Here is a 25186-nt window from a genome sequence, read left to right as displayed (position 1 = left end):
CCAGTATAATTCCTCGCACATTTATCGACTGAGGACTGTACATGGATACTTTGAGTATTATTCGCCCCGACGACTGGCACCTTCATTTACGAGACGATGACCTATTAGCCGGTACAGTTCCAGCTTCTGCGAAGGTGTTCAATCGTGCTGTCATTATGCCTAATCTGGTTCCGCCGGTAACTACGGTTGCTGCGGCTATGGAATATCGGCAGCGCATTATGGCCGCTCTTCCTCAGGGCCATACATTCCAGCCGTTGATGGCACTTTACCTCACGCAAACGACGTCAGTGAATGATATTCGCCAAGCAGCGGCGAATCCTGATGTTATTGGCTTTAAGCTCTACCCAGCAGGAGCAACTACAAATTCAGACGCAGGTGTAACTTCGGTAGCAGACATGGGACCTGTTTTTGAGGCCATGGAAGAAGAGGGCGTTCCATTGCTCGTCCACGGCGAAGTCACGGAGTCTGAAATCGATATCTTTGATCGTGAAAAAGAATTTATTGATCGCCACTTAGTTGGGATTGTAAACAAGCACCCACGTTTAAAACTGGTACTTGAGCACATTACTACAAAAGATGCAGCCGACTTTGTGAAAGAGTCTCACGCTGGCGTGGGTGCAACGATTACTCCGCAGCACCTATTAATGAACCGTAACGACTTATTAGTGGGTGGCGTAAGGCCGCATAACTTTTGCTTACCGGTATTGAAGCGCAGAACACACCAAGAAGCCTTACAAGCTGTTGCAGTTAGCGGTAGTCCGAAATTCTTTTTAGGTACAGACTCTGCACCACATGCTCGTCATAAAAAGGAAGCCGCATGTGGTTGTGCAGGTTGTTATTCGGCTCCTGCTGCTATTGAGTTATACGCTGAGTTCTTTAGCCGTATGGACGCATTAGATAAGTTAGAAAACTTCGCGAGCCGTTTTGGTGCAGAGTTTTATGGTTTACCCGTGAATGAAGACAAGATCACATTGAAACGTAGCACTTGGACAGTACCTGCAAGCGTTCAAATCGGTAGCGAACCTTTTGTTCCTTATTGGGCAAACGAGCAGCTGCAATGGAAATGTGAAAATTAAGTTCAAGCTCTGCTGGTAACATCCGATAGCTAGTTAAACCATTTGAAAAGAATTCCTGCCCCCGCAGGAACCCCTGCCACGCTCCGCGCTGTGAATTTCACGCCGGGGCGTGCACTTTTTTCACCCCTTAAAATACCCTCTTTGTTATATCGAAATTACAAGACTTTTAACACGATTGCCGTTAAAATAGACAAATGGATAAAATTCCTATGGTCAATTATTATTTTACCCTGGCGAAGGTCATGTGAAATAAGCGCAAACACACGGTGTTGTAGAATTCGCGGGGGATATCTTTCGCGAGCATAATTATAATAAAATTGAAGTACTGGTAGGACGCCAGTAATTCGCCGAAGGGAGCATGAGTTTTAACGTGTTTAAATGGCCGCAAAGAAATCAGCAGCAATATGTATATGCTGTTAGCGTGCAGAAAAAAGCACTTCATTTAGCTATCCTGAAATCTAAGAAAAAGGATGGCATAGCCTCTTCGTCAGTTCTTTCCTGGAATAGTAAAGCGTGGGAGCTTGTTGTTAATGACGAAATTGAAGTTGCTAACGACAACCATGCCAAAGCATTAGCTAAATTACTCAAGCGTTACGACAAATTCGACTTCAAACAACAGCCGTTGCAGATCGTTTTAAGCTCTGCATACGTTGAGCAAGTGAGTGTCGACAAGCCCGATGTTGCTGAAGATGACATTCCCGCCGCATTACAATGGACCTTGAAAGATTTGGTGAATATCGACGCCGCAGACATGGTTGTCGACTACTGCGACTTGCCTATTCAGGCCGGTAGCGAAAACAAAATTGTGGCTATCGCGGCTAGCCGTTCGTTTTTACAGCCTCTACTCGACATTATTCACGAACAGAAGTTTGATGTTCAGGGTATTGTAAATGCAGACGTCGCCTTTACGTATTGGTTTGCCCCTGATGAGCGTATTTTGGCACTTTCTCAAACCCAGCATGAAAGTAACGAACTACATATTATTGCGCAGCAAAGGTTAGTGTTGAACAGAGAGTTAACGCGTATTACCCAGATCGGGAAAATGTCTCCCGAAAACATGGACGAGGTCGAACAGCTGGCCTTGGAAATACAGCGCTCACTCGACTTCTATACAAGCCAACTTAGGCAAGCGCCGCTCACGCAAGTGGTTTTAGCCACCAATCATCCGCAAGCCCCGCAAATTGTCGATATGGTGGGCGCGCAACTGGGTATGCAGAGTAGTGTCTTGCAATACCCGGACTGGGCGAAAGAGCTTCGCGCGGGTGACTTTAGTGACCTCGCAGTATTAAGTGGCTTACTGTGGCTCATAGCAGCAGACTCTGACGCGGAGGCAGCGGCATGAAGTATCGCGTTAACCTCTACCAAGCGTCTTTAAAACCTGAAATAAAGCTTATATCGGCAAACAAAGTAAGTATTGCCGCAAGTTTGGTTGTAGTGTTTTTGGTCACAGCGCTGATTATGATTAAAGTGTCGACTGCATCGTTGCAGAGCAAAGTGAACAAACAACAGGCTGAGCTAACCGAGTTACAAAATGAAGTAGCTACATTAAACGCGCGCGTAAGTAACGCCCGGGTAGCACCTGAGTTAGTGAGAAGCGAACGTGTGTTAGAGCGAGAAGTAACTGCGAAAACAAGGTTGCTACAACGTTTTGACACAACGAACAGGTTGAGCAATATCGACTTTAGCCAAGTATTGGGTGATCTGTCTCGAGTGCATATTGAAGGCATTTGGTTAACGCGAATCTATGCTGACCAAAGTGGATTAGAAATATACGGAAAAACCGTGCAACCGGCAGCAATTCCAAATTGGATGGAGCGATTTAAGGAAGTAGATACGCTTAGTCCATATCGATTCTCAGTTGTTGAATTACAGCGAGACAGTGAACGTGCATTGAATTTCGCCATAGTCTCTAGCCCTAGAGAAGTTGCAAGTTCTGGAACCAGACAAGCTCGAGGTTCACAGCAATGAGAATTTGGGCACGGTTAAAAGATGGTTTTGACAGCCGCTCAATCAGAGAACAGTGGATTCTTGGTGTTTTATTGATCGGGATCATTGGCTGGATAGGCTTTTTGGTTATGATAGAACCAGCATTAGAAAAGCGGGCGCAAGTTAAAACCGAGCTAGACAATGTTCGTACTACTACCACCGCCCTTGAAGCTGGAATACCAGAGCTTACGGCGCGTGCGAATGTTGATTTGAATCGAAGTGCCGAGCAGCGTATTGAGCAATTACAACGACAGAATGCTCGTCTAACACAAAGTCTTGAGGCGCAGGCCGAATTTGTGCAGCCTAGTGAACTGTTAACTTGGATTCAGTCGCTTTTAATATCAACAGAGTCGTTAGAGCTGACCTACTTCGACGCAAAGCCGGCGGCACCGTTAACAACGACTCAAGATTCGGAACAAGCAACTGAGCAGGCGGCTATGGAAGTGTATCGTCACCCTGTAGAAGTTGTTCTCGAGGGTGATTTTGAAGGAATTCATAATTACCTAACGAACTTGAATGAATTGCCTTTAAGTTTTTATTGGAAGTCTTTAGATTATCAAGTAATACAGTACCCACAAGCTAGGGTAACTCTTAATTTATATACGCTGAGTTATGGCACAGTGGCGGCAGAAAGTGACGAGGGAGGCGAAAATGCGCAGTAGCATGGTGTTTTTGTTGTCTTTGGTCGGGCTTTTTAATGCGCATGCCATGGCGGAAGAGAAAATGGTTGATCCAACTCGTCCACCCGATGCGTTCCTCCAGGGGACAACGATCGAGCAGGGCTCTCTCGTAGAGAGTATGAGAAGCCTGCGTTTAACTTTGCAAAGCATCTGGTATGTTGAGAGTGCGGCAACAGCGACCATTAATAATGAGATTTACCGAGTAGGTGATCGCGTAGGCGAGTGGGCTGTTACAGACATCGGTGCCAATGAAGTTACGCTACAGCGAGAAGAAGAAATTATGCGCTTGACCGTTTTTGAGCAAGGGCAGTTGAGTATAAGCAAGGAATCGTCATGAAAAAGACAGTGAGCCTGATGCAGTTCTATATGGGCAAGACCTTATTGTTAGGAGGTCTTGTAATGGCTCTGTCTGGTTGCATGGGGACGCCGCCAGAAGAATTGTCTGAGCAAGCTAATGAAGCCCTGTCGAACAACCCTACAACGGCGCAAAGAGCAGAGCAACGAAACGTACCCGACGAGGTGCGTGCTCAGTTACGTCAGGGTGGTGATTTACAGTCTAATTCTGTACGTCAGTTGCTAGAAGAGCCGCGCTTTTCTATTCAAGCGCGAGACATGGCAGCGCGCGACTTTTTCGCCCAGCTTACCGCTGAGTCACCATACAGCGTAGTGGTTCACCCCGATGTCCGCGGCGGTATTACGCTGAACTTGCGCGACGTGACCATGCAAGAAACGTTAGACGTTGTTCAAGACATTTTCGGTTACGACATTCGCCAACAAGGCCGTATTTATAGAGTTTTTCCTGCGGGATTAAGAACAGAAACCGTGGCGCTGAATTACCTGTCTTTGCGTCGCTTAGGCTTAAGCCAAACACAAATTACTTCTGGTGGAGTGGCAGATCAAGCGGGTAATAATCGCTTAAACCAGAACAGTAATAGTCAGTCGAATAGTAATTATACTGGGTCGGACTTGTTGGGGAATCAAGGAAGTCAAAGCAATCGCAGTAATTCGAGCCAAATTGGCACGGGGCAGAGTGGAAGTTCTATTTCAACGTCTAACGAAACTGATTTTTGGAGCGAATTAGAAGACATTCTTACGGGAATCGTTGGCGACGGTGGCGGCCGTTCTGTTGTGGTTTCTCCTCAAGCCGGACTTGCGACAATTCGCGCGTACCCTGCTGAAATTCGTGCCGCGAAAGACTTTTTACAGTCTGCAGAACAAAGCTTACAGCGCCAGGTTGTTCTCGAAGCGCGTATTGTAGAGGTTACGTTGAATGACCAGTATCAACAAGGCGTAGACTGGTCTCGGATTACTTCAGCAAGCTCAGGTTTTGGCGCTTCATTCAGCGGCTCAAGCATTGAAAGTGGCAGCTTAGGCGGCGTGTTAGGTATTACGTTTAGCAACAGTGACTTTGCCGGCATGGTGCAATTGTTGTCGAACCAAGGTCAAGTTCAAGTGCTCTCTAGTCCTAGAGTTACCGCAACGAATAACCAAAAGTCGATTATTAAAGTCGGTGAAGACGAGTACTTTGTGACTGACGTTTCCACGACAACCATTACGGGTAACGCCACAACGTCGTCGCCAAACATTCAGCTAACTCCATTTTTCTCGGGTATTGCGCTCGACGTAACACCGCAAATAGGAGACAACGGTGACATTACGCTGCATGTTCACCCTTCAGTCACGGAAACCACTGAACAAGAAAAAATTATTTCCCTGAACGACGAGAGTTTCGTCCTACCGCTAGCGCGCAGCAATATTCGGGAATCAGACACAATTATCAGAGCTCGCGACGGTGAGGTGGTTGTCATTGGTGGTTTAATGCAAACCAGTTATACCGAAGATGTTTCTAGTGTGCCGGTGTTAGGGAGTATTCCTTTAGTGGGAGAGCTATTTAGTAACCGTCGTCAGCGTGAAGTGAAAAAAGAACTAGTGATTATGCTTCGCCCTACCATCGTTGGTGCGGAAACATGGGACACCGAATTAGAGCGCTCGCGTGAATTGCTGCGCCGTTGGTACGACGCGGAATAAAAGATGTATTTGTACCACTTTGGACTCAGAGAGCTACCTTTTACGCTCACCCCTAACACAAGTTTCTATTGTGACTTACAAGTTCACCATGAAGCTTTGGAGGTGCTTTCTACAGCACTGAAAACAGGGGAAGGTTTTATTAAAGTTACCGGTGAAGTAGGTACCGGTAAAACACTGTTGTGTCGTAAATTATTGAACGACATTCCCGATCACTTCGTTACTGCCTATATTCCGAACCCGTACTTGAGTCCTGCTGAGCTTCGGCAAGCTATTGCTTCAGAGCTTAATATTGAAAACGCAGACAACTTAGATCAGCACAAACTTACGCAGGCTATTGAGCGTGAGCTATTACGAATTAATCAGTCGGGCCGCAGCGTAGTTATTTTGCTCGACGAAGCACAAGCCTTACCGCAAGAAAGTTTAGAAGCACTACGTTTATTTTCCAATTTAGAAACCGAGTCGAGAAAATTAGTGCACTTGGTTTTAATGGGGCAGCCCGAATTAGACGAGCGTCTAGCTACTCGCGAGCTTCGCCAGTTAAGACAACGCATTACTTTCTCGTATACGCTAAGAACACTAGACGAAACAGAGCTTGCGACTTACCTGCACCATAGACTGCAAATAGCGGGTTACAAAGGCCCACCGATGTTCACGAATAAAACGGCACATTGGATTTATAAAGCGAGCCGAGGGGTACCGCGGTTGGCTAATGTGCTTGCTCATAAGGCGCTCTTGTCAGCTTTTGGTGCTGGTCGTCATCACCTGATTGCTAAAGATGTAAAAGCCGCAATTACAGATACCGAAGACGCAGCAGCGATTGGCATGGCGCCATGGATCTGGGGCGTAGTAGGTGCGGTACTGGGAAGTAGTGTTGTGCTTGGCGCAGCATGGTTGTTAGGGTGGTTTGCGCTATGAGCCTTATCAATCAGATGCTCAAAGATATCGACCAACGTGGCAGTGAACACAAGCAAGCGGGGCATGTGTCGTCAAAATATGTGCCCAGTAATAGGCCACGTTCATCTTGGTTTTACGCGCTGGTAGGTGTTGCTTCAAGTGTGGTTATTGTTTTGCTTGTTTTGTGGATGTTTAAGCCAGAGCAGACAACCTCTGAACAGCCGCAAATGACCGAAAGCCAGCCGCAACAATCAGAGCGACAAGCGCAACCTGCGGCGGTTACGCCGGCTAGAACAACCTCTGCAAACCACGCGCAGCCAGTGCCAATGGCAATCAACCAAGAAGCGGCTCAAAGCGAGCCTGAAACAGCTTCGCAGAATAGTCCGCAAGCGGAGACTCAACCGCAAATCGATATCGCCGATGTTGAAGTTCAGGAATCGCCTGCTTCTGAGCAAGAAGCTTCAGAAAAGCCGCAAGGTGATATGCAAATATCTAACAGCACAGCATCGCCGCGTGAAATAGCTCAACGTTATTACAACCAGGGTTTACAGTTGTTGTCCGAAGGGCAGCAGAGACAAGGTGCAGCACGATTGCAAGACGCATTGTTGCTTGCTCCAGAGTTTCACGACGCGCGTGAAGAGCTGGCCATTTATTACTTCAGTCGTGGGTTTCTGAGCGACGCATTATTAGTGTTAGAGCGAGGTTTAGAACGCTTTCCGAATCAACCTCGCCTGTTACTGCTGCAAGCTCGAATTTTAGAGCGCTCCGGGCAGGAACAAGTGGCGTTAGAATTATTGCGAGACGTGCCTGCTCGTTTTCCGCAACATGCCGATCTATTAAGTTTACGTGGCGTACTCGCCGAGCAACTACAAGATTACGAGTTAGCTATAGGTACGTACGAAACTTTGCTGAATTGGCGCACCGATCAAGGAACTTGGTGGCTAGGCTTGGCGTTGTCTTATGATGCTTTAGATCAAATAGAACAAGCGAAACAAGCCTACCGTTCTGCACTTTCCGACCCAACCTTGGCGCAAGTAAGCCGAGATTACATTCAACAACGACTGGAGGCGCTTCAATAATGGCACGTCCACGTTTAAAAATGCGACTCGGTGACTTACTGGTTCATGAAAACGTAATCACTGAAGCACAACTTGAACAAGCGTTGAATGAGCAGAAGTCTTCGGGGCGTAAGCTAGGGTATGTACTCACAGACTTAAACTTTGTCACCGACGACAGATTACTTCAGTTTCTTGCGCATCAGTTGAATGTACCTCTGGTAGACGTAACAGAGCGTAGACTAGACCCGAATGTGGCCCGCTTGCTGCCAGAAGTTCAGGCGCGGAGGCATCGGGCACTAGTTATTGAGGCAGACGACAATACAGCGCTTATTGGTATGAGCGATCCTGCCGATTTAACCGCTATTGATGCTATTAGCGCTATTTTAGCGCCGAGAAATGTGAATCTTGCGGTAGTGAAAGAAGAACAGTTGCTTGAAAGTTTCGATAATTTATACCGCAGAACTCAAGAGATTGAGCAGTTTGCGCAGCAACTACAAGAAGAAAGCGGTGAAGTTGAAGAATTCGACTTAGGTGCGCTCTCTGACTCTTCTGACGAGGGCGATGTCACCGTAGCAAGATTATTGCAGTCGATTTTTGCCGATGCGGTTCAAATTAGAGCTTCCGATATTCACCTTGAACCAGACGAGCATGGGTTAAGAATAAGACAGCGCGTCGACGGGCAATTACAAGAAAACATTCTTGATGAGAAGAATATCGCGGGTGCTTTGGTGTTGAAGTTGAAGCTTATGGCGGGCTTGGACATTTCCGAAAAGCGACTTCCGCAAGATGGTCGCTTTCAAATGCAGGTGAAGAATCACCGTATTGATGTGCGTTTGTCGACCATGCCAGTTCAATATGGCGAAGCGTGTGTCATGCGTTTGCTCGACCAGTCTTCAGGGTTATTGAAGCTTGAAGAAACGGGTATGCCGGCGGATATTATCAAGAAAGTGCGCTATCACCTGAGTAGACCATACGGCATGATCCTGGTTACCGGGCCTACAGGTTCGGGTAAAACCACCACGCTTTACGCTGCACTAAGTGAGCTCAACCAACCTGCGAAGAAAATCATTACGGTAGAAGACCCCGTTGAATACAGGCTGCCGCGAATCTCCCAGGTGCAGGTGAATTCTAAAATTGGCCTCAGTTTTGGGCGCGTGTTGCGTACCACTCTTCGGCAAGACCCCGACATTATCATGGTGGGGGAGATGCGTGACCAAGAAACCGTAGAAATTGGTCTGCGGGGCTCTATTACTGGTCACCTAGTGTTGTCTACGTTGCACACTAACGACGCCGTAACCAGTGCCATGCGTTTAATTGATATGGGCGCAGCACCTTACTTAGTAGCTAGTGCATTACGCGCGGTGTTAGCGCAGCGGCTATTGCGTAGAGTGTGTCCCCATTGTGTTCAAGACTATGAGCCAGATGCACATGAACAGGCGCTTATGCGTGCGAGTGTCAAACGTATTCCAGAAAATCCACAATGGAAAAAAGGAAAAGGGTGTCAGCGTTGTAATTACACCGGATACCGTGGTCGTGTGGGTGTTTTCGAGTTATTAGAAATTGATGACCCGATGGTTCAGGCGTTAAGACAAAGCGACACGTACGCATTTTCGGAAGCGGTTAAAGCGAATGAATCGTTTAAGTCGCTGGTGGATACGGCGCTCGAATTTGCTGCACAAGGTATAACCACGCTAGAGGAAGTGATGACTCTGATTGCCGGGCTTCCATATTTAGATGAATCTGAGATGGCTGCGGCAGAAGCATTGTTAGAGCAGCAATTAGAAAATAATAATGGTGAGCACGATGCCTGATTTTGCTTATCAAGGTCGCGACCGACAAGGTAAAACCGTGAAAGGCGTAGTCAACGCCTCGAGCGCAAGTACGGTTGCCGACCAATTGATTCGCAAAGGTATTGTTCCTCTTTCTATTTCAGAAGGTAAGGTTTCGGACGGGTTTGACTTTAAGCGTATTGTGAAAGTTATTTTTTCCCGACCTCTACCGCTTCCTGACTTAGTTATGTTTATTCGCCAGATGTACTCGCTGACCAAAGCGGGTATTTCTATGTTGCGCGCTATTGAGGGGCTTGCTGAAAACGCCAGTAACAAGAAACTACAAAGTGCGTTAAAAGATATCGCTACGCAGCTAGAGAAAGGTCGAAGCCTTTCTGCTTCTATGGCCGACCATCCAGAGTGTTTTCCTCGATTGGTCATTGCTGTTGTTCATGTGGGAGAAAACACGGGACAGCTAGAAGAGAGCTTTTCTCAGTTATCTTATTATTTAGAAAATGAGCAAGAAACCAGGAAGCGCCTGAAACAAGCAACGCGCTACCCTAGCTTTGTATTAGCTACGTTGGTGGTAGCCATATTCTTGCTTAACTTGTTTGTTATTCCGCAATTTGCACGCATGTTCCAAAGTATGAATGCAGAGTTGCCGTTAATCACAAAAATACTGCTGGGTAGTTCGAGTGTGTTTCAGCAGTATTGGTGGCTCATTATTCTTGCCGGTATAGCGGGTTGGTTTGGCTTGCGTTATCAGCTTCAATCAAAACAGTTTCAACGACGTTGGGACAAGTGGAAATTGAAAGTCCCAGCTATTGGCAACGTGTTGGAACGTTCTTTGTTAGCACGTTTTTGTAGAAGTTTCAGTGTAATGCTGAACGCAGGTGTTCCACTTACGCAAGCCTTGAATTTAGTAGCCGACGCGGTCGACAACCAATATATGGCAGAACGAATTGTAGACATGCGAAAAGGTGTAGAGCGCGGTGAAGCATTGTCGCGAGTGAGTAAAAGCAGTGGTTTGTTTAGCTTGTTGGTTCTGCAAATGATATCGGTGGGTGAAGAAACCGGTAACTTAGACGATTTGCTATTAGAAGCCGCCGAGTATTATGAGCGTGAGGTCGATTACGACTTGAAGAACTTACTAGCGAAGATCGAACCAATGCTTGTGGGCTTTGTGGCCATTATTGTAGGTGTGCTAGCGATGGGTATTTTCCTACCTATGTGGGGAATGATGGAAGCAGCGGGAGGATTGTAGTCGATGCGTATACCCAAGTTTGATCAAGCTTCGAGTGGTCGTGCTAGTCAACGCACGCTGTTAGTTTGGATAGTGTCCGGAATTTTAGTTGCTATTTTCGCCAGCGTTTTTTTATATAACCTGTTTAAAGACGACGTTGACTGGAAAGCCGCAGAGTTTGAAATGGCCACCAAGCGTTTTGAAGAGCATTTAATGCTGGCGCGAGTAGAATGGATGCGCACGGGGAGACCCGCTGAAGTTGGGTTGTTGTACGCTGACTGGGATAGGCATGGACGACCCGTTGAACCCATTAGCGGCTCGGTAAGAGTGCTGATGTCGAAAGATGGCTGGCCGCTAGCGAGAGCCTCGCGAGCAGAAGGATGTGCTGAGTTGTGGTACTTGTTGGCACGTACCGAACCGCTCGAAGAAGAACTCGATATTCGCTATCACTACGACGGCGACCGTGAACTCGATGTGTGCGAATTTTATTTTCGCGATGTTCTTAAATTTACGTTTTATCCCGAGAATGGTCGGGTGGTTAAAGCATAATCAAATGTTGACTGGTTTGTGGTCGCGTTGAGAAGCATCAAAATGTAACAAAACCCTCGTAATAAAAGGGTTTGCGCAATAAAAGAGAAGCGCGTAATATAACAATCTATATAGCTTGATCGAGTTCAAGTTATGATAGGATTTAAACATAATGGAGAAGCTACAATGGCCTCGGAATTAGAGCAACAAAAACAAACGAGCCGAGCAAATAAACAAGCGGGTTTCACGCTTATAGAGCTTATTATTGTTGTAGTGATCTTAGGACTATTAGCCGCTTCGGCGCTTCCTCGTTTTATTAACATTGCTCCTGACGCAGAAGACGCCTCTATTGAAGGTGTTGCGGGTGGCTTAGTCAGTGCTGTGGGTATTGTACGCGGCCAGTGGGAATTGGACGGCAGACCTAGCGGCACGAATGCAACTACAGGCGCTGGCGCTGTTGTAGTCATGGACTTGGTTGAAGTGAATGTAGACGGTAACCGTGGTTACCCTGTGAGTGGTAATGGTAACCCAGCTGCTCACGACGAAAACATGACTGCTGATGACTGTAGAACATTGTTTGGCGCTATTTTACAAGGCGCACCAACAGCTGCTTCTGACTTTTCAGAAGTAGAGCGAGTAAGATTTTATGTAACGGCTGAGAATAACGGCACAAACGACATTTGTGTTTATTATCAAGCTAGTACTGTAAAAGGCCTGACAGCAGCACCGTCGGGTGACGACTACTTAACTGTGGGTAATAACTTTGTGTATAACCCGCGTACGGGTAGTGTAAACGTAAATTTGAATCGTAATTAATTTCGATTTCTCGAATGGACCCGGGTTTTTTAGGGGAGACTCAGCCAGGACGGCTAGCCAGGGGCTTTAAATACTAAAACGCTTGTAAAAGGTGAGTAATATGACACAGCAAAAAGGTTTTACTTTGATCGAATTGATCATCGTAATTGTGATTTTGGGTATCCTGGCAGTAACAGCAGCTCCTAGGTTTTTTGATTTTGGTTCAGATGCGCGTGCTGCGACTCTTGGTGGGTTAGAATCGAGTGTTAAGGGAGCAATGGAGATTACATATGCGCGAGCTTTGGTTGCTGGAGAATCAGAAACTGCGTCGGTCTCTTTATCTAATCCAGCGGTAGATATCGTGTTTGGATATCCGGCAGCTACTGCTACGGGAATTATGGAAGCGTTAGCTGATGATTCAGACTGGGGTTCAGTAGTTGCAACTGCGGATGTTGGTGCTGTAACAACTGATGATTTGTTAATATATCCATCAGACGTTTCTGTCACAGCAACGGTATCTCCAGACACTGAATGCTATTTAATTTATACAGAAGCTGCCGATGCTTCGACGCCACCTTCGGTTGAAGTTGTCAGCACTGGTTGTTAAGTGATTAGAAATAAAAAGAGGGGCTTCGGCCCCTTTTTTATTGCCTGAAAATCAAAGCTGAAATAGTTTTCGTAAGGATCGCTGTGCGGTCTGCACCGTGGTCCTGGATTTTGGCGTTTTGTACTTGTCGCTAGTCACGTAGCAATAACACTCATCGGATAGTCATTGATACGTAACCACCCAGCACGCACAAATCTAACAAGCTAAAATCTTCAACCATGCGTTCTGCTGAATTTGTTCTATGCTTAATTTGAAAAATCTTCAATTAACTCAAGGAACAAGCGTATGTTTGAACTTACAGGTTTATTTGGATTAATACTGCTAATTCTAGATGTTTACGCGATTGTGAAAACGGCACAGAGTGGAGCTGGAACTGGTTCTAAAGTGTTATGGATTGTGTTGATTATCTTGCTACCTTTCGCAGGCTTTATTTTATGGCTACTCCTTGGGCCGAAAGCTTGAAACCTGAGAGACTCAAATTTATAAGGAAAGTTTGCGGACGAAGGTAGGGTGATTCAATCCAATTTCAAACCAGAGGCTTGGCTTTAGGCATTAGAAGAGCACTCGATGTGTTCTTCTAATGCAGTGACTCTCTACATGTGGATTAATGGCTACACTACCCCAAAGCGTGGTTCATGAAAGCGGATTTTGATGTCCCTGATCACAAAGTGTTGGAGGGTGAAAACCGCGCGGAGCGAGCATTGCTCGCTCAGGTTTTTACGTGAGGCATGGATGCCGAACCGGAGGGATGCTACATGGATGTATTCTTAGTCATCATCTTGGAGACCGCACGGCGGTCCGTACAAACAGATTCTCGCAACGGTCATCGGATAGCCATTGATACGTAACCACCCAACAAGAACAAACCCATTAAGCCCAAACTATCATTTAATCCCAAGCTTTCCTTTTTTCAGCTTAATCCGCACTTCCTCTGCAATTTCACTTGGAACTATAACCTTGTTGAATGGGAAAATAGCCACGCCCATCAGTTTCCAATGCGCGGGAATATTCGGAATCGTGACAATAAGCCAGAAAAACACCAAGTTCATAATCGATGCAAAGAAGTGCAAGATCGCCAGAATTAAGCCCACCGGAATCCAAAGAATATTTAGAACAGTACCCACGCCTCGGCCGAACGTATGCACTTTGCTCGAAACATGTTCCGTGTCCGTTAACCGCTTGTAGGCTTCTAATTCACTTTTACTGATCACGTTCTGACCAAAAGGCCATAGTGCAAATAGAGCGATTCTAAAAATGGGTAGAAAAATCGGGAAAAAGATAATAGCAGCTAAGGTATAAGCTAAGAATAAAGCCCAACCACCGAGAAGGAGCCAAAGTATATTTCCGAGTAGACGCATGTTTTGTCCTTGTATTTTGCTGAATACTAACTAATTTTATTAATTACTCATCATCATAATAGAAGTTAACTGAAAAGTACTATCTATGCGACAGAACAAATTGTTGCAAGATTTAACTTTAGTGAGCATTTGAAACGGAGTACTCAGCGTGAAGCATTTGATCGGGGTTTTATCATTGATATTTGTTTTCTCTTGGAGTCACCAAGCATACGCAATAAGCACTTGCTTACACTCCGATGTTGAGGAAATTGAGTTTTCAGACTCGGAAATAGCTTGGCTAGTTTTAAACGTGGGTGCTGATGAAGTTAACCTGACGGGCACAAATGATGACATTGCTACCCTTACCGTTCGCAAATGCGCCTCCAATCCTGATGTGCTTGATCAAATGGTATTCGATACCGACAAACGAGGCGACAGGTTACGAGTGAGTATGACCGACAGTTCCATTCAGCGCGGCGGCTTTTTTCGTTGGTTGATAGGTCAGGGTAATCAATATAGCTATTTTAGAATCGAGGGCAGCATACCCAAGTCGTGGGGTGTTGAAATTGACTTAGGGTCTGGGTTTGCCAGGTTTGAACATGTTCGAGCGCTTCGGTTTGAGGTTGGGAGTGGGAACCTAGAGGCAAACTACATCAACGGAATGATTACCGGCGAATTAGGGTCAGGAGATGTAGAACTTAGAAGTGTAGGTGCTATTACGATGTCCGACATTGGCTCGGGAGATATGATCGTTCGTGAGGCAGGGGGCGATGTGTTAATTGAGGACATAGGTTCAGGTGATTTTACCATTCGTAACTTGATGGGTAATTTGCTCGTAGAAAGCTTGGGATCTGGAGATGTCTCTGCATACTCTGTGGCTGGGTCGGTGACCGTAATGGAAAAAGGAAGTGGAGATGTTTCCGTAAGTGACGTGCAAGGTGAAGTGAATATCGATGGAGCCAGATGAACATAAAATTATTCATTGAAATAATTATAGAGGAATTTTAAACATTACCGATAACTAGACTAAGCTTGTGAAGAAAAGGCGCTACTATAATAACTATAAGCTCAAGCACCTTGTAAACATACATAGATATTAATTTTAAGAAGGCTAGCGCATGAGAAACAACCAACCGGTTACTCAAAAGGAATATAAGTTTCCGTCCCATCAGCGTTTAATTTCGTCTACCGACACGCGCGGTGCAATTAAGTATTTCAATAGCGCGTTTCAGCAGGTGAGTGGTTTCACTGACGATGAATTGATGGACTCTCCCCACAATTTAGTGCGCCATCCAGATATGCCACCCGCGGTTTATGAAAACATGTGGGCAACGTTGAAGTCGGGCAAGCCATGGATGGGTATCGTTAAAAACCGCAGAAAGAACGGCGATCATTATTGGGTTAGCGCCTATGTAACGCCTATTTTCGAGCAAGATAAAATTGTCGGCTACGAGTCCGTACGTGTAGTGCCTGAAGAGTATCAAAAGCGATTAGCCGATAAGATTTATAAACGTATACGTGAAGGAAAGCGCCCGTTAAGCCGCACTCAAGAGATTACCTATTACGCGAAGGAGCTCATGCATGTTTGGGTTCCTACTTTGGTAGGTACGGTGATTGGTGGTTTTGTCTGGGGTGCTGGTGCAGCAGGTCTTATTGGAGGTTTGGGTATACTGGCACTGATTGCGAGTATCATCAAAAATGAGCAAACTTGGAGTGATATCGAGAAGCTCATGCCAGAGGGTTTCAATAACCCGTATGTGGCTCGTACATACTCTGAAGCTGTGGGTGCAAAAGCGGTTGTTGAACTCATGATTCGTAGTGAGTCGTCGCGCGGGCGAACGGCGCTTACGCGTATTCAAGATGCGACGGAGACGTTATATGCGCGTGTCACTGAGTCGCGAGAGCAAGCAGAAGCAAGCAATCAGCTTATTGAACGTCAGTCGCAGGCTACGCAAACAGCGGCATCTGCCATTAATGAAATGACCACGTCTATCCAAGAAGTTGCGGATAACGTCGAGATAAACGCGCAGCGTTCAAATGAAGCTTCATCGAACGTAAATACCAGTGCAGACACCGCGCAAAAAGCTTTGGAAGCGATTAATCGCTTAAGTGACACGGTGGGATCAATTGCGCACACCGTGAATGAGCTTGCCGAGTCGACTGACACGATCGGCCAAGCGGCAGACATCATTACTCAGATTGCAGATCAAACGAACTTGCTTGCACTGAATGCAGCTATTGAAGCAGCGCGAGCAGGAGAGCATGGTCGCGGGTTTAGCGTGGTGGCTGACGAGGTTCGAGCTCTAGCTTCGAAGACTCGTGACAGCACCGACAAAATTCACAAAATTATCGGTGAATTTAGAACTAAAGCGGAAGACGCCGTGCATATTTCTGAGGAAGGCAGAAGAGTTGCCGAGGAAGGTGTGGCCATGGTGACTGACACGGAGAAAGCTCTTTCAGAGATTCGAGTTGCAGTGCATGGAATTGCGGAAGGTAACCAAAATATGGCTGCGGCAGTTGAAGAGCAGTCTAATGTTGCCGAGCATATTAACCAGCAAGTGACTGATATTTCGGACGACTCTCGAGCAGCTTCTGAAAACGTGAGTGCAACCCTAGATAGTGCGAAACGTTTGGAAGAAACGATTAACCAGCTTAATTCGTTGGTACGACGCTTTTCAGCTTAACTGAATAAAGTGCTTAATAAAAAACGGGCCCAAAAGGCCCGTTTTTTTATTCAGGAGCTTTACCAGCCCCTTTCTAACCAATAAATAACACGGTCATTACCGCGGTATTGCCCAAAACCAGCTTGAGCTGTTGGGTCTACAAGTGTGTCGTCATTATTCCAGTCGTAACGTAACCAAGGTAGTGCAAGCAATTCGTACGTGAATTCGAAGCTTCCGCTGGCACTGGGTGCGTCATTTATCCAAGCGAAATTTCCACTAGGCAACTCACCGTTGATAAAGCTTTCGGTCATCGGTGAAGCGGTCGCTGAAACCGTGATAGCCGGATCAACGTTAAATACTGAGAAATCCGCTATCCCTAATATGGTTTGATCGTCAGGGTTGTGCGCTACAAAGCTAGTGCCATTGTAGTACTCCACGTACGCTAGAATATCTAATGGTTCGCTTTCTGGACCAGAAAGGTTTTCAAGACGAAGGCGTGCGTAACGCTGCTCTGGATATAGAATGTTGTTAAATTCCACGTTTTGGCAGCTGTCCGCAGGAGCCGTTTTCACACATACGTTGTCTGCGTCGGTTAACCACGCAGCCTGAAAGGTAAGGTTTAACTCAAGCTCGGTGTCAGTTATTGGCGACGTTAGCTCAGGCGTTTTGTCGAACAACAACTCTGTATTTTCTAAGAAGACTCTCAATTCACTGTTGGCCGGCACGGCATCGGTGTTAAAGGTTCCAGCCGTGTCGACACTTGCTGTTTGCGTTGCGTAATTTGCATCCAGCACATTCACAGCAAGGTCGCTATCTGCTATTTCATCGGTCGGTGCCACATAGCGCATAAAGGGGCTGAAGAAATAATTAAATATCTGCTGCCCGTCTTCGGCGCGAGGCACCAAAATAGCTTCTGGCGCCGTACTAAAGATCATAGGTTGGCCTAAGTAGTGTACTGACGTCGCTACGTCGGTCATGGAGCCTGCAAGCTCGGCGGTGCTAATGGTGTGACTGAAATATGATGGAATGAAGCGACCGATATCATTCGATGTGGAAGCAACTCCAGAACCCGTTAGGTAGCTTGCCGTGCTGGCGGAGATCGACATCACACCAACTTCGCTATAGCTTGATGTAACGGATGCTATGCCGTTTGAGAATGTGGCGTTAGTTTCACTGAGATTGCCGGTAATAGTTCCTGCACCTGTAGGAGCAACTAAATTCGCAGTAAGTAATGCGGTTGTAGGTGTAACTTCGTTACCAAAATTAGGTGTTAGGTTGCCTAGACTATTGCGCGCCTCTATTTGATAATCAAACGATTGACCGGCAGCGCAGAAAACCTCAAAGCCGCCAACCGAATCAGTTCCAGTATATGTGTTTTCACAACTTAAATTAGTAAATGCGTAGCTAGCGGGGCGAGATATAAACTCCCCATCCCCAACGACTACAGTTCCTGCGTCTCCGTTAGTCGAATTACCCGTGTAGCTCGCATTCAAAGACATAAGCCCCGCGTCTGGATAGGTCATAGTCGGAAGTGTGGCGATACCCGAAGCATTGAAACTTAAATTAAAAGCCTGAGGCGTGCTTAAATCGGTTCCTCCAACATTAATGAATTGAGTTCCAGAGCTTGGGTTACTGTAGCTCTGCGTTAACGTGACATTGCGGCTTACGTTTTCAAATAAAGGCGTGCATTGGTTACTTGTATTCACGCCAACGGCTTGAATCGTGTTGGTGGTCTCGCTGGCGCCTGCGACTCCGTCGGCAAGGTTTACTACGAAGCCAGCTCGACTCACGCTCACTTCACAAGATGTTGTGCTATTCACCGTACCCGCGACATCACACTGGTTGATCGCGCCAGGAGCCTCTGTTTCGTTTCGGGTACGTAGAATAGCGGTTTGGTTGCTGCTACCCAGGTTGCCGTTAAACGGCATAAAAATAGATACGGAGGTTTGGCCTGCACCTGCTGCGATAGACCAGGCAATAATATTATTGGCGGTTTGTCCGTCGGCTTCTAACTCTCCACTGACCGCGTCACTGTATAGGTTGGTGCAGTTAGCATTGGTACACGCTTGGATGGTGACGCTCTCGGCTACGCAGGCACTTGCGGAACCAGATTGAATAATACGGAAATGGTCAATACCTCCACCTCCGCCACCGCAGGGGCCGTCGTTGTCGTTAATATCGCAAACAGGTCCGTTAACGTCGTCCCCGCCATTGACTTCGGGTGCGTTAACATAGCCGTTAATTTCGCCGTTGTTATTTACCGTGCCATCAGCGTTAACATTGCCATTAATTGTACCGTTGTTGTTTATTGTACCAGTAGCTTCAATATCACTATTAATGACTGTATTGTTGCCGTTTATATTGATGTTTTCCGCTTCAATACCGTCGGCATAAATCTCATTATTTTGACCGAAATTGATATTGGTCGCTGTGATTGAGCATGAATCTTGTGTGGTCTCTGAGCAAAAGGTTACGTTCTCTCCCGTTTGCAATGTGCCACTTACGGTTACATTACCCTCAATCGAACTGTTGTTCCCAAGATTTAGGTTCCCCGAAATCACTAAGTTACCGGTTAAGGCTCCATTGTTTCCTGCATTCACGGAGCCCGCAATGGTTAAGTCAGCGTTTATAATAGCGTTATTGGTCGGATTCAAATTCCCACTTACGAAAATATGAAGGTTTTCGGCATTGCCGCCAGGGTTAACTTCGAAATTATTTCCAAAACTTAAGTCGCCAGATATGTTTAAGGTTGTTTCTTGCGATACTAATAAAGTGTCGTTGTTGCCAAAAATCAAATTTCCTGTGCAGGTAATCACTGTGCCAGCAACCGAACAATTGTTCCACGGAGAGCTGCTAGGTATTCCAGGTAAGGTGTATGTTGCCGCATTTACTTTAAACGCACACAGCGCCATAACCACAAGGGCTAAATGGAGCCATTTTTGATATGAACGTGAGCGTTTAAATTCAGTCATTAATGTTTGCTTCTATTGCTAACTGTCTGGAATACCTGCTGTCACCGATATCACATACTCCGACGCTTTCTACTTGGAAGTGTGTTCCTGAAAAGTCACCAGGCAGAGGAAATTCAGAGCAAGTTACATTGGCTTCGCAGTTGTCCAGTCCGTCTATGTTGAAAGTATAGCTTTGCGCGACGCAGTTTGGTGTGTCGTCGTTGGGCGGAAACAACTCGTCTGCCATAAAAACCTCTATACCGCTTGCTGCTGCATGGTAAGCCCGAGCTCCATAAACTTCTGCTACAACCCCTTGAGCCGCATCGTTGATAACGCGTGTTAATGCAATGCCCACAACAGAAAGCACCACAATAATAAATATTGCGACGACCAATGCGCTGCCTTGTTGTTTGCCATGATTGCTATGGAACATTAGGAACATGCACCTCGTGTTGAATTCTTAAAGGTTCGTTGCCACTGTCACGAGCGAACCGAAAGTCGAACTGTACCAAACTGTTGCGTTGCAAAGTCGCTTCGAAAACTTGGAAAGGGTACTGCGCACTTTGGCTCAGGTCGTTGTCGAGCTGCGCAGCCATAACTTCCCCAGAAACAGAACCCAGTAACGTTGCTAACGACGGTTGGTTAATATTGAAACCATAACCACTAAAGCGAACAAGTTGCTGGTTAGGACGCGTACCTTGCATGCACCAACTTACTGGCGTACTGGTGACGAAATAACGTCGCGCAGGACTTTCTGTAGGAAAATGTGTTGGGCTGTCCGAATAGTTAAATGTGGTTAGCCCTGCGTTTGGCGTGTCTGCAGAAAGCGTATCTATGTTTTTCTTACGAGAAGAATTGCCGTAGATGTGGTTTAACGTAGTGGCATAAACATACAAGCTGCCGCCAACTAAACTAACGTTCGAGGGCACGGAAGGAGTTACACCTACGAAGTCGTCACTACTTGTTGGGCCCGGAAGTGGAATTTGAACATAGCTGCTTGCGGCTAATATAGGAACGAATTCAATACAGCGTTGGTTGTCGGTAGCACTTACTCGGATGCTACGAGGTAGTGCGTTTTTTAATTCACGGCTTAGCCTTTCAACCGCAAACCGGCTTTGACTCAGTAATTGCTCGCGCTCAACACTGTCGGAAAAAATACGTGCTCCAAAACCTAAATAACTAAAGGTAAAAGTGCCGACTATTCCCAATAGAACAATAACGACGATCAGTTCGATTAAGGTAAAGCCTTTACCGCTGCGCATTAAAAGTTACCTCGTATACCGGTAAAGTCGAAATCTTGGCCTAATGGCGTAGTAATGGTGACTTGGGTGCGCTTGAAATTGGTAACTCCTGCCTGGCAAACGCCTACATTATTGCTGTAACAGACATCAATGGCATAACTAAAACCCGGATAGCGAGAGCTTAAGTCTTCATTCAGTGTATTGGTTATATTAGGAATAACCACTTGCAGCTGATGGTAGTCGTCTACATCGTTAAAGCTTGCGCGGTCCTCGCCGTCGTCGCCTAAGTTGGCGGGTAGTGTACATGCTGGCGCACCCGTTTCACCGCAACGTAAACCACCGCCAGAGCGGTCACTATTTTCGTCAAAGCTTTGGCTGCGAATTTCGCTCATTAATGCGATGCCTAATTCCGACGCTCGCATCTGCAGAATGGGTTCGGCACCTCGTTTTGCCTGCGGAAATAGCAACGTGCTTAGAATTGTTAATGCAATTCCAAGTGTAACAATGCCCACAATAATTTCGACAAGCGTAAATCCTTGTTGCTGGCGCGGAACCATAAACCCTCTAGAGAAAGCGCTAATGTACTTCTAAGCATACATTTTTTGTGCGATTTTTCATATTTATAGCTATGAATTGTGCAATATTTACAAGCAAGTTGAACGCCCTTGTACATTGGCAGGTTTATTGTCATTATTCCTAATGAACTTTTACATTAAATAAGAAGCGTATGAAACGCCGAATAAGCAGCGGATTTACATTAATAGAACTTATTATTGTGGTCGTCATTATTGGAATACTGACGGTTTCTGTTGCGCCTCGCTTTTTTACCGGAGACGGCTCAACCAATGTTGCAACGGTGCATGCCCAAGCTTTAAGCATGCTGCGCCTGCAACAACAGCGAGCTATGCAAGACACGGCGTTTCGGTGCTATGGTGTTTTAACTGGAGCTAGTATTCAACGCACAGCGTCTTCGAATACGAGTATTTGCGACGTTGTAGCAGTATCCGAAGGTGCAATTGACCTAAGTGCTGTGTCTTTTACTGTAACTTCGGGGCCGACCAGCGGCTTCTTATTTAACGGGCTTGGATGTCCGGTGTCTTTGGCACACGAAAGTTCAATAGAGGCGTGTGGCTCTAGCTCGATACAATGGGAATTTGCGTCTGGAGGCAGTACACGGTACGTATGTATACAGTCACAAGGCTATATACGTTCAGGGGTGTGTTGACGTAGAATAGGCGTTATATTCATGTTGCGTGTTTATCATGCTTGCGCTTTTTGCCTTCAACAAATAGCATAGGCATACACTGTACTGAATTAATTCAGAAAATGACCGGAAAATAATGATGATGCGAATGGCTCGATTGGCACTGGCAGTGGTAACAACACTAGCCTGGGTTTCGGCGGCGAACGCAGACGAAGCCTCAGTGAACGAAATTCAGTCTCAGATAGAACGCTTACAAGCGCAATATCAGAGCTCAGAACAACAAGAACAAGCTTTGCGCAATGAAGAGCGTGAAATGCGAACTCAACTTGAAGCCCTGCGTACGCGGAGTGAAGAGTTAGAGCAAGCGCGACGCGTCGCTTTAGCGGAAATGAACGAGCGCTATCAGCTCGTGGTAACCGACCCAAATACAGACATCTCTAGCGCTGTTGCGGCTTATCAAGAAGCTGTTGATGCACATCAACAAAACCTGAATCGTATTCGCGAGCAGGTGACAAGCTTGTCTCAGAAGCAGGAAGAAATTCAACAGAACAGCATGAGCCGTCACGCTTTAGTGAACCGCTTGGAAAGCTATGAAGAGCAATTAGAGTTCGCTCGTGTTGAAAGAATCCGTAACGAATTTAACCGCGTTGGAAGCATCGACGCGCAGCAGTCGTTAACGTGTGCTCGTACCGACACCATTCAAGCATGTGAAGAGCGTGGCAAGCAATTAGCTAGACAACGCGCTTCTCGTGAGTTTACCAACAACTTGTTTGCTAGCCTTTCAGAGTCTGAAATTGCGGTACAAAACCGTGAAGCTAGTGGCGCAAGCGTGCGTGTTTTAGGTGCTCGCGTGGTGAACTCTGGCTTTAGCGGTCAGGGCGAATACAGCGTTAACCTACGCGTAGAGCTTGAAGGTCAGCTAAACGGCAACCAAGCATGCACACTTTTACAAATCGATTCTCGTTATTGCAGCGACGGTACTAACCGCACCGCTGAAAATGCTGAAGCAGCCGCTGGTGATGATGGCGTGTTGTACCAGTTAACCGTACGTTCAAATGTGTACGACGACGAGGTTTTTATTAATGGTGTCAGTTACGGCTCCACTCCGCTGCAACTCATGCTACCAGCGGGGGAACATGACATCGTAGTAAGCAAGCATGGTTTTGAGGGAGACTCTCAACGCGTAAGCTTACGGGAAGCCAAAACATTAAGATTTGAATTAGCACGCTCTAACAACGTGTTTACTACCGGCGAGCGCATCCAAGATGCGCTTTATGGTGAAGCTAAAGGTCCAGACCTAGTTATCGTGCCAGCAGGCCGTGCTCAGGTAGGCGACCAAACCGGTGAAGGCCGTGCCAACGAACAGCCTGTGCGCTCTGTACTGATTGGCGAAATGTTCGGTATGGGTGTTTTCCCAGTCACTGTTGAACAGTTCCGTGATTTCGTTGCGGCAACAGAATATGTCACCGAAGCTGAAATGGCTCGCGGTTGTGCAGCAATTAATGGCGAAGGCCGCAGCGAATGGAGCGCAGATCGTAATTGGCGTAATCCAGGGTTCGAACAAAACGGTAACGCACCTGTTGTGTGTGTAAGTTACAACGACGCGCTTGAGTATGTAGCGTGGTTAAGCAGCACTACCGGTAATGAATATCGTTTGCCAACTGAAGCGCAATGGGAATATTCAGCAAAAGCAAGCACCGATACTAACTATTGGTGGGGTAACAGCATTGGCGTAGGCCGTGCAAATTGCCGTACCTGTGGTGGCCAGTTTGCCAATGTTAAACCGTCTCCGGTGGGCTCATTTCCTGCAAACAGCTGGGGTATTTACGATACCGTAGGTAATGTTTGGGAATGGACTGCTGACGAACGTTCAGGAGCGCCTGTATTGAAAGGCGGAGCGTTCAATTTTGCAGCAAGTTTAGCGAGAGCTGCGGCAAGGTTGGAAATGCCAGCTGATTTTCGCGGTAACTACGTGGGTATGAGAGTTATAAGAACTCCGTAAACGCGCTTGCTCACAAACCCGCACCTTGCTAAAGTTAGCGGGTTTTTCCGATCAGAATAATTATGGGATCCCTTCAGTATGTTCAAGAAGTTGCGCGGCTTGTTTTCAAATGACCTATCTATCGATTTAGGTACAGCCAACACCCTTATCTACGTTAAAGATAAAGGCATCGTGTTGAACGAGCCGTCAGTAGTAGCGATTCGTCAAGATCGCACTGGGGGAACCAAGAGTGTTGCGGCTGTCGGCCATGAAGCGAAGCTGATGCTAGGTCGTACGCCAGGTAACATTAAAGCAATTCGTCCAATGAAAGACGGTGTAATTGCAGATTTCCACGTTACCGAAAAAATGCTCCAAACCTTCATTAAAAAGGTTCATGACAACAACTTCTTAAGACCAAGCCCAATGGTACTTGTATGTGTACCTTATGGTGCTACTCAGGTTGAACGCCGTGCTATTCGTGAGTCTGCGTTGGGTGCTGGCGCTCGTCGCGTAGTACTTATCGAAGAGCCAATGGCAGCAGCTATTGGTGCCGACTTGCCGGTTTCTGAGCCAACAGGTTCAATGGTTGTCGACATCGGTGGTGGTACAACTGAAGTCGCTATTATCTCTTTGAACGGCGTGGTTTACTCTTCTTCAGTTCGCATTGGTGGCGACAAGTTTGACGAAGCAATTATTAGTTATGTTCGTCGTAAGTTCGGCTCACTTATTGGTGACGCTACAGCAGAACGCATTAAGCAAGAAATTGGTACTGCGTATGCCAGCGACGAATTACGTGAAATTGAAGTGCGCGGCCGTAACCTTGCTGAAGGTGTACCTCGCTCGTTCACACTCACCAGCAATGAAATTTTAGAAGCACTTAAAGAACCACTGGCTGGTATCGTAAGTGCAGTTCGTGTTGCTCTCGAGCAATCACCTCCTGAATTGGCTTCAGACATTTCAGAGCGCGGTATGGTACTTACCGGTGGTGGCGCGTTATTGCGTGACCTAGACCGCTTACTCATGGAAAAAACAGGTATTCCGGTCATCGTTGCAGACGACCCATTAACCTGTGTGGCTCGCGGTGGTGGTAAAGCTCTAGAACTTATCGACCAACACGGCGGTGACCTGTTTAGCGAAGATTAAAA

24 protein-coding genes are annotated in these 25186 nt (G+C 46.5%); 19 read left to right on the top strand and 5 right to left on the bottom strand.

Going from position 1 to position 25186, the window contains the following annotated elements; translation table 11 throughout:
* The first annotated feature begins 41 nt into the window (after positions 1–41).
* The 14 genes from pyrC (at position 42) to DQX04_RS07445 (ending at position 13126) form a co-directional block, all read left to right on the top strand.
* Positions 42–1076, top strand: a complete 1035-nt coding sequence (pyrC, locus tag DQX04_RS07510) for a dihydroorotase (protein WP_111915275.1) — start codon at positions 42–44, stop codon at positions 1074–1076.
* A gap of 358 nt (positions 1077–1434) precedes the next feature.
* Positions 1435–2418, top strand: coding sequence for a hypothetical protein (locus DQX04_RS07505; RefSeq protein ID WP_111915274.1), 984 nt, complete (start codon positions 1435–1437; stop codon positions 2416–2418).
* On the top strand, positions 2415–3044 hold the full coding sequence (locus DQX04_RS07500; RefSeq protein ID WP_111915273.1) for a PilN domain-containing protein: 630 nt from the start codon (positions 2415–2417) through the stop codon (positions 3042–3044). Before DQX04_RS07505 ends, DQX04_RS07500 begins: the two co-directional genes overlap by 4 nt.
* Entirely contained in the window at positions 3041–3724 is a 684-nt protein-coding gene (gene gspM / locus DQX04_RS07495) for a type II secretion system protein GspM (RefSeq protein WP_111915272.1), read from the top strand. The genes DQX04_RS07500 and gspM overlap by 4 nt, the downstream gene beginning before the upstream one ends.
* A complete protein-coding gene (locus DQX04_RS07490) occupies positions 3714–4079 on the top strand; it encodes a hypothetical protein (RefSeq protein WP_111915271.1) in 366 nt (121 codons plus the stop codon). Before gspM ends, DQX04_RS07490 begins: the two co-directional genes overlap by 11 nt.
* Positions 4076–5770: a pilus (MSHA type) biogenesis protein MshL gene (gene mshL / locus DQX04_RS07485; protein ID WP_243618928.1), complete on the top strand. Its 1695-nt coding sequence runs from the start codon at positions 4076–4078 to the stop codon at positions 5768–5770. Before DQX04_RS07490 ends, mshL begins: the two co-directional genes overlap by 4 nt.
* A gap of 3 nt (positions 5771–5773) precedes the next feature.
* A complete protein-coding gene (locus DQX04_RS07480; protein WP_111915270.1) occupies positions 5774–6685 on the top strand; it encodes an ExeA family protein in 912 nt (303 codons plus the stop codon).
* Positions 6682–7743, top strand: coding sequence for a lipopolysaccharide assembly protein LapB (locus DQX04_RS07475; protein WP_165831962.1), 1062 nt, complete (start codon positions 6682–6684; stop codon positions 7741–7743). The genes DQX04_RS07480 and DQX04_RS07475 overlap by 4 nt, the downstream gene beginning before the upstream one ends.
* On the top strand, positions 7743–9533 hold the full coding sequence (locus DQX04_RS07470) for a GspE/PulE family protein (protein WP_111915268.1): 1791 nt from the start codon (positions 7743–7745) through the stop codon (positions 9531–9533). Before DQX04_RS07475 ends, DQX04_RS07470 begins: the two co-directional genes overlap by 1 nt.
* On the top strand, positions 9526–10755 hold the full coding sequence (locus tag DQX04_RS07465) for a type II secretion system F family protein (RefSeq protein ID WP_111915267.1): 1230 nt from the start codon (positions 9526–9528) through the stop codon (positions 10753–10755). Before DQX04_RS07470 ends, DQX04_RS07465 begins: the two co-directional genes overlap by 8 nt.
* Positions 10756–10758: 3 nt before the next feature.
* Positions 10759–11283 (top strand): hypothetical protein, encoded by a 525-nt coding sequence (locus tag DQX04_RS07460; protein WP_111915266.1) that lies wholly within the window; start codon positions 10759–10761, stop codon positions 11281–11283.
* Positions 11284–11448: 165 nt separating this feature from the next.
* On the top strand, positions 11449–12078 hold the full coding sequence (locus DQX04_RS07455) for a type II secretion system protein (protein ID WP_111915265.1): 630 nt from the start codon (positions 11449–11451) through the stop codon (positions 12076–12078).
* A gap of 100 nt (positions 12079–12178) precedes the next feature.
* Positions 12179–12664, top strand: coding sequence for a prepilin-type N-terminal cleavage/methylation domain-containing protein (locus DQX04_RS12580; RefSeq protein WP_111915264.1), 486 nt, complete (start codon positions 12179–12181; stop codon positions 12662–12664).
* A gap of 285 nt (positions 12665–12949) precedes the next feature.
* Positions 12950–13126 carry a PLD nuclease N-terminal domain-containing protein gene (locus tag DQX04_RS07445; protein ID WP_111915263.1) on the top strand — a complete coding sequence of 59 codons (177 nt, stop codon included), beginning with the start codon at positions 12950–12952 and terminating at the stop codon, positions 13124–13126.
* A gap of 422 nt (positions 13127–13548) precedes the next feature.
* On the opposite strand, the gene DQX04_RS07440 is transcribed toward DQX04_RS07445, so the two are convergent.
* Entirely contained in the window at positions 13549–14022 is a 474-nt protein-coding gene (locus DQX04_RS07440; RefSeq protein WP_111915262.1) for a YccF domain-containing protein, read from the bottom strand.
* Positions 14023–14170: 148 nt separating this feature from the next.
* Here DQX04_RS07440 and DQX04_RS07435 point away from each other — a divergent pair, with 148 nt between their 5' ends.
* Complete coding sequence (locus DQX04_RS07435; RefSeq protein WP_111915261.1) at positions 14171–14968, top strand: hypothetical protein; 798 nt, start codon at positions 14171–14173, stop codon at positions 14966–14968.
* 151 nt (positions 14969–15119) lie between these two features.
* Positions 15120–16685 (top strand): PAS domain-containing methyl-accepting chemotaxis protein, encoded by a 1566-nt coding sequence (locus DQX04_RS07430; RefSeq protein WP_111915260.1) that lies wholly within the window; start codon positions 15120–15122, stop codon positions 16683–16685.
* 59 nt (positions 16686–16744) lie between these two features.
* Here the strand turns inward: DQX04_RS07430 and DQX04_RS07425 are convergent, their stop codons facing one another.
* From DQX04_RS07425 to DQX04_RS07410, 4 genes are read right to left on the bottom strand one after another with little or no spacing between them, the layout of a single operon-like run.
* Positions 16745–19636, bottom strand: a complete 2892-nt coding sequence (locus DQX04_RS07425; protein WP_111915259.1) for a polymer-forming cytoskeletal protein — start codon at positions 19634–19636, stop codon at positions 16745–16747.
* Positions 19629–20048 (bottom strand): pilus assembly PilX N-terminal domain-containing protein, encoded by a 420-nt coding sequence (locus tag DQX04_RS07420; protein WP_111915258.1) that lies wholly within the window; start codon positions 20046–20048, stop codon positions 19629–19631. The genes DQX04_RS07425 and DQX04_RS07420 overlap by 8 nt, the downstream gene beginning before the upstream one ends.
* Positions 20038–20877: a PilW family protein gene (locus tag DQX04_RS07415; protein WP_111915257.1), complete on the bottom strand. Its 840-nt coding sequence runs from the start codon at positions 20875–20877 to the stop codon at positions 20038–20040. Before DQX04_RS07415 ends, DQX04_RS07420 begins: the two co-directional genes overlap by 11 nt.
* Positions 20877–21413, bottom strand: coding sequence for a type II secretion system protein (locus tag DQX04_RS07410; RefSeq protein WP_111915256.1), 537 nt, complete (start codon positions 21411–21413; stop codon positions 20877–20879). Before DQX04_RS07410 ends, DQX04_RS07415 begins: the two co-directional genes overlap by 1 nt.
* A 170-nt stretch (positions 21414–21583) precedes the next feature.
* Here DQX04_RS07410 and DQX04_RS12575 point away from each other — a divergent pair, with 170 nt between their 5' ends.
* The 3 genes from DQX04_RS12575 (at position 21584) to DQX04_RS07395 (ending at position 25184) form a co-directional block, all read left to right on the top strand.
* The gene (locus DQX04_RS12575) at positions 21584–22081 is read left to right on the top strand and encodes a prepilin-type N-terminal cleavage/methylation domain-containing protein (RefSeq protein ID WP_111915255.1); all 498 of its coding nucleotides are present in this window, start codon (positions 21584–21586) and stop codon (positions 22079–22081) included.
* A gap of 115 nt (positions 22082–22196) precedes the next feature.
* Complete coding sequence (locus DQX04_RS07400; protein WP_243618925.1) at positions 22197–24062, top strand: SUMF1/EgtB/PvdO family nonheme iron enzyme; 1866 nt, start codon at positions 22197–22199, stop codon at positions 24060–24062.
* Positions 24063–24140: 78 nt separating this feature from the next.
* Positions 24141–25184, top strand: a complete 1044-nt coding sequence (locus DQX04_RS07395; protein WP_111915254.1) for a rod shape-determining protein — start codon at positions 24141–24143, stop codon at positions 25182–25184.
* Positions 25185–25186: the final 2 nt, after the last annotated feature.

Origin of the sequence: Aliidiomarina sp. B3213, from assembly GCF_003290085.1 — a bacterium.
Lineage (GTDB): Bacteria > Pseudomonadota > Gammaproteobacteria > Enterobacterales > Alteromonadaceae > Aliidiomarina.
This window is presented reverse-complemented; position numbering and strand designations above follow the sequence as displayed.

Bases quoted from the DNA above. Each gene is read 5' to 3' on its own strand.
- pyrC (WP_111915275.1), top strand. From the start codon at position 42: ATGGATACTTTGAGTATTATTCGCCCCGACGACTGGCACCTTCATTTA.
- DQX04_RS07505 (WP_111915274.1), top strand. From the start codon at position 1,435: ATGAGTTTTAACGTGTTTAAATGGCCGCAAAGAAATCAGCAGCAATAT.
- DQX04_RS07500 (WP_111915273.1), top strand. From the start codon at position 2,415: ATGAAGTATCGCGTTAACCTCTACCAAGCGTCTTTAAAACCTGAAATA.
- gspM (WP_111915272.1), top strand. From the start codon at position 3,041: ATGAGAATTTGGGCACGGTTAAAAGATGGTTTTGACAGCCGCTCAATC.
- DQX04_RS07490 (WP_111915271.1), top strand. From the start codon at position 3,714: ATGCGCAGTAGCATGGTGTTTTTGTTGTCTTTGGTCGGGCTTTTTAAT.
- mshL (WP_243618928.1), top strand. From the start codon at position 4,076: ATGAAAAAGACAGTGAGCCTGATGCAGTTCTATATGGGCAAGACCTTA.
- DQX04_RS07480 (WP_111915270.1), top strand. From the start codon at position 5,774: ATGTATTTGTACCACTTTGGACTCAGAGAGCTACCTTTTACGCTCACC.
- DQX04_RS07475 (WP_165831962.1), top strand. From the start codon at position 6,682: ATGAGCCTTATCAATCAGATGCTCAAAGATATCGACCAACGTGGCAGT.
- DQX04_RS07470 (WP_111915268.1), top strand. From the start codon at position 7,743: ATGGCACGTCCACGTTTAAAAATGCGACTCGGTGACTTACTGGTTCAT.
- DQX04_RS07465 (WP_111915267.1), top strand. From the start codon at position 9,526: ATGCCTGATTTTGCTTATCAAGGTCGCGACCGACAAGGTAAAACCGTG.
- DQX04_RS07460 (WP_111915266.1), top strand. From the start codon at position 10,759: ATGCGTATACCCAAGTTTGATCAAGCTTCGAGTGGTCGTGCTAGTCAA.
- DQX04_RS07455 (WP_111915265.1), top strand. From the start codon at position 11,449: ATGGCCTCGGAATTAGAGCAACAAAAACAAACGAGCCGAGCAAATAAA.
- DQX04_RS12580 (WP_111915264.1), top strand. From the start codon at position 12,179: ATGACACAGCAAAAAGGTTTTACTTTGATCGAATTGATCATCGTAATT.
- DQX04_RS07445 (WP_111915263.1), top strand. From the start codon at position 12,950: ATGTTTGAACTTACAGGTTTATTTGGATTAATACTGCTAATTCTAGAT.
- DQX04_RS07440 (WP_111915262.1), bottom strand. From the start codon at position 14,022: ATGCGTCTACTCGGAAATATACTTTGGCTCCTTCTCGGTGGTTGGGCT.
- DQX04_RS07430 (WP_111915260.1), top strand. From the start codon at position 15,120: ATGAGAAACAACCAACCGGTTACTCAAAAGGAATATAAGTTTCCGTCC.
- DQX04_RS07425 (WP_111915259.1), bottom strand. From the start codon at position 19,636: ATGACTGAATTTAAACGCTCACGTTCATATCAAAAATGGCTCCATTTA.
- DQX04_RS07420 (WP_111915258.1), bottom strand. From the start codon at position 20,048: ATGTTCCATAGCAATCATGGCAAACAACAAGGCAGCGCATTGGTCGTC.
- DQX04_RS07415 (WP_111915257.1), bottom strand. From the start codon at position 20,877: ATGCGCAGCGGTAAAGGCTTTACCTTAATCGAACTGATCGTCGTTATT.
- DQX04_RS07410 (WP_111915256.1), bottom strand. From the start codon at position 21,413: ATGGTTCCGCGCCAGCAACAAGGATTTACGCTTGTCGAAATTATTGTG.
- DQX04_RS12575 (WP_111915255.1), top strand. From the start codon at position 21,584: ATGAAACGCCGAATAAGCAGCGGATTTACATTAATAGAACTTATTATT.
- DQX04_RS07400 (WP_243618925.1), top strand. From the start codon at position 22,197: ATGATGATGCGAATGGCTCGATTGGCACTGGCAGTGGTAACAACACTA.
- DQX04_RS07395 (WP_111915254.1), top strand. From the start codon at position 24,141: ATGTTCAAGAAGTTGCGCGGCTTGTTTTCAAATGACCTATCTATCGAT.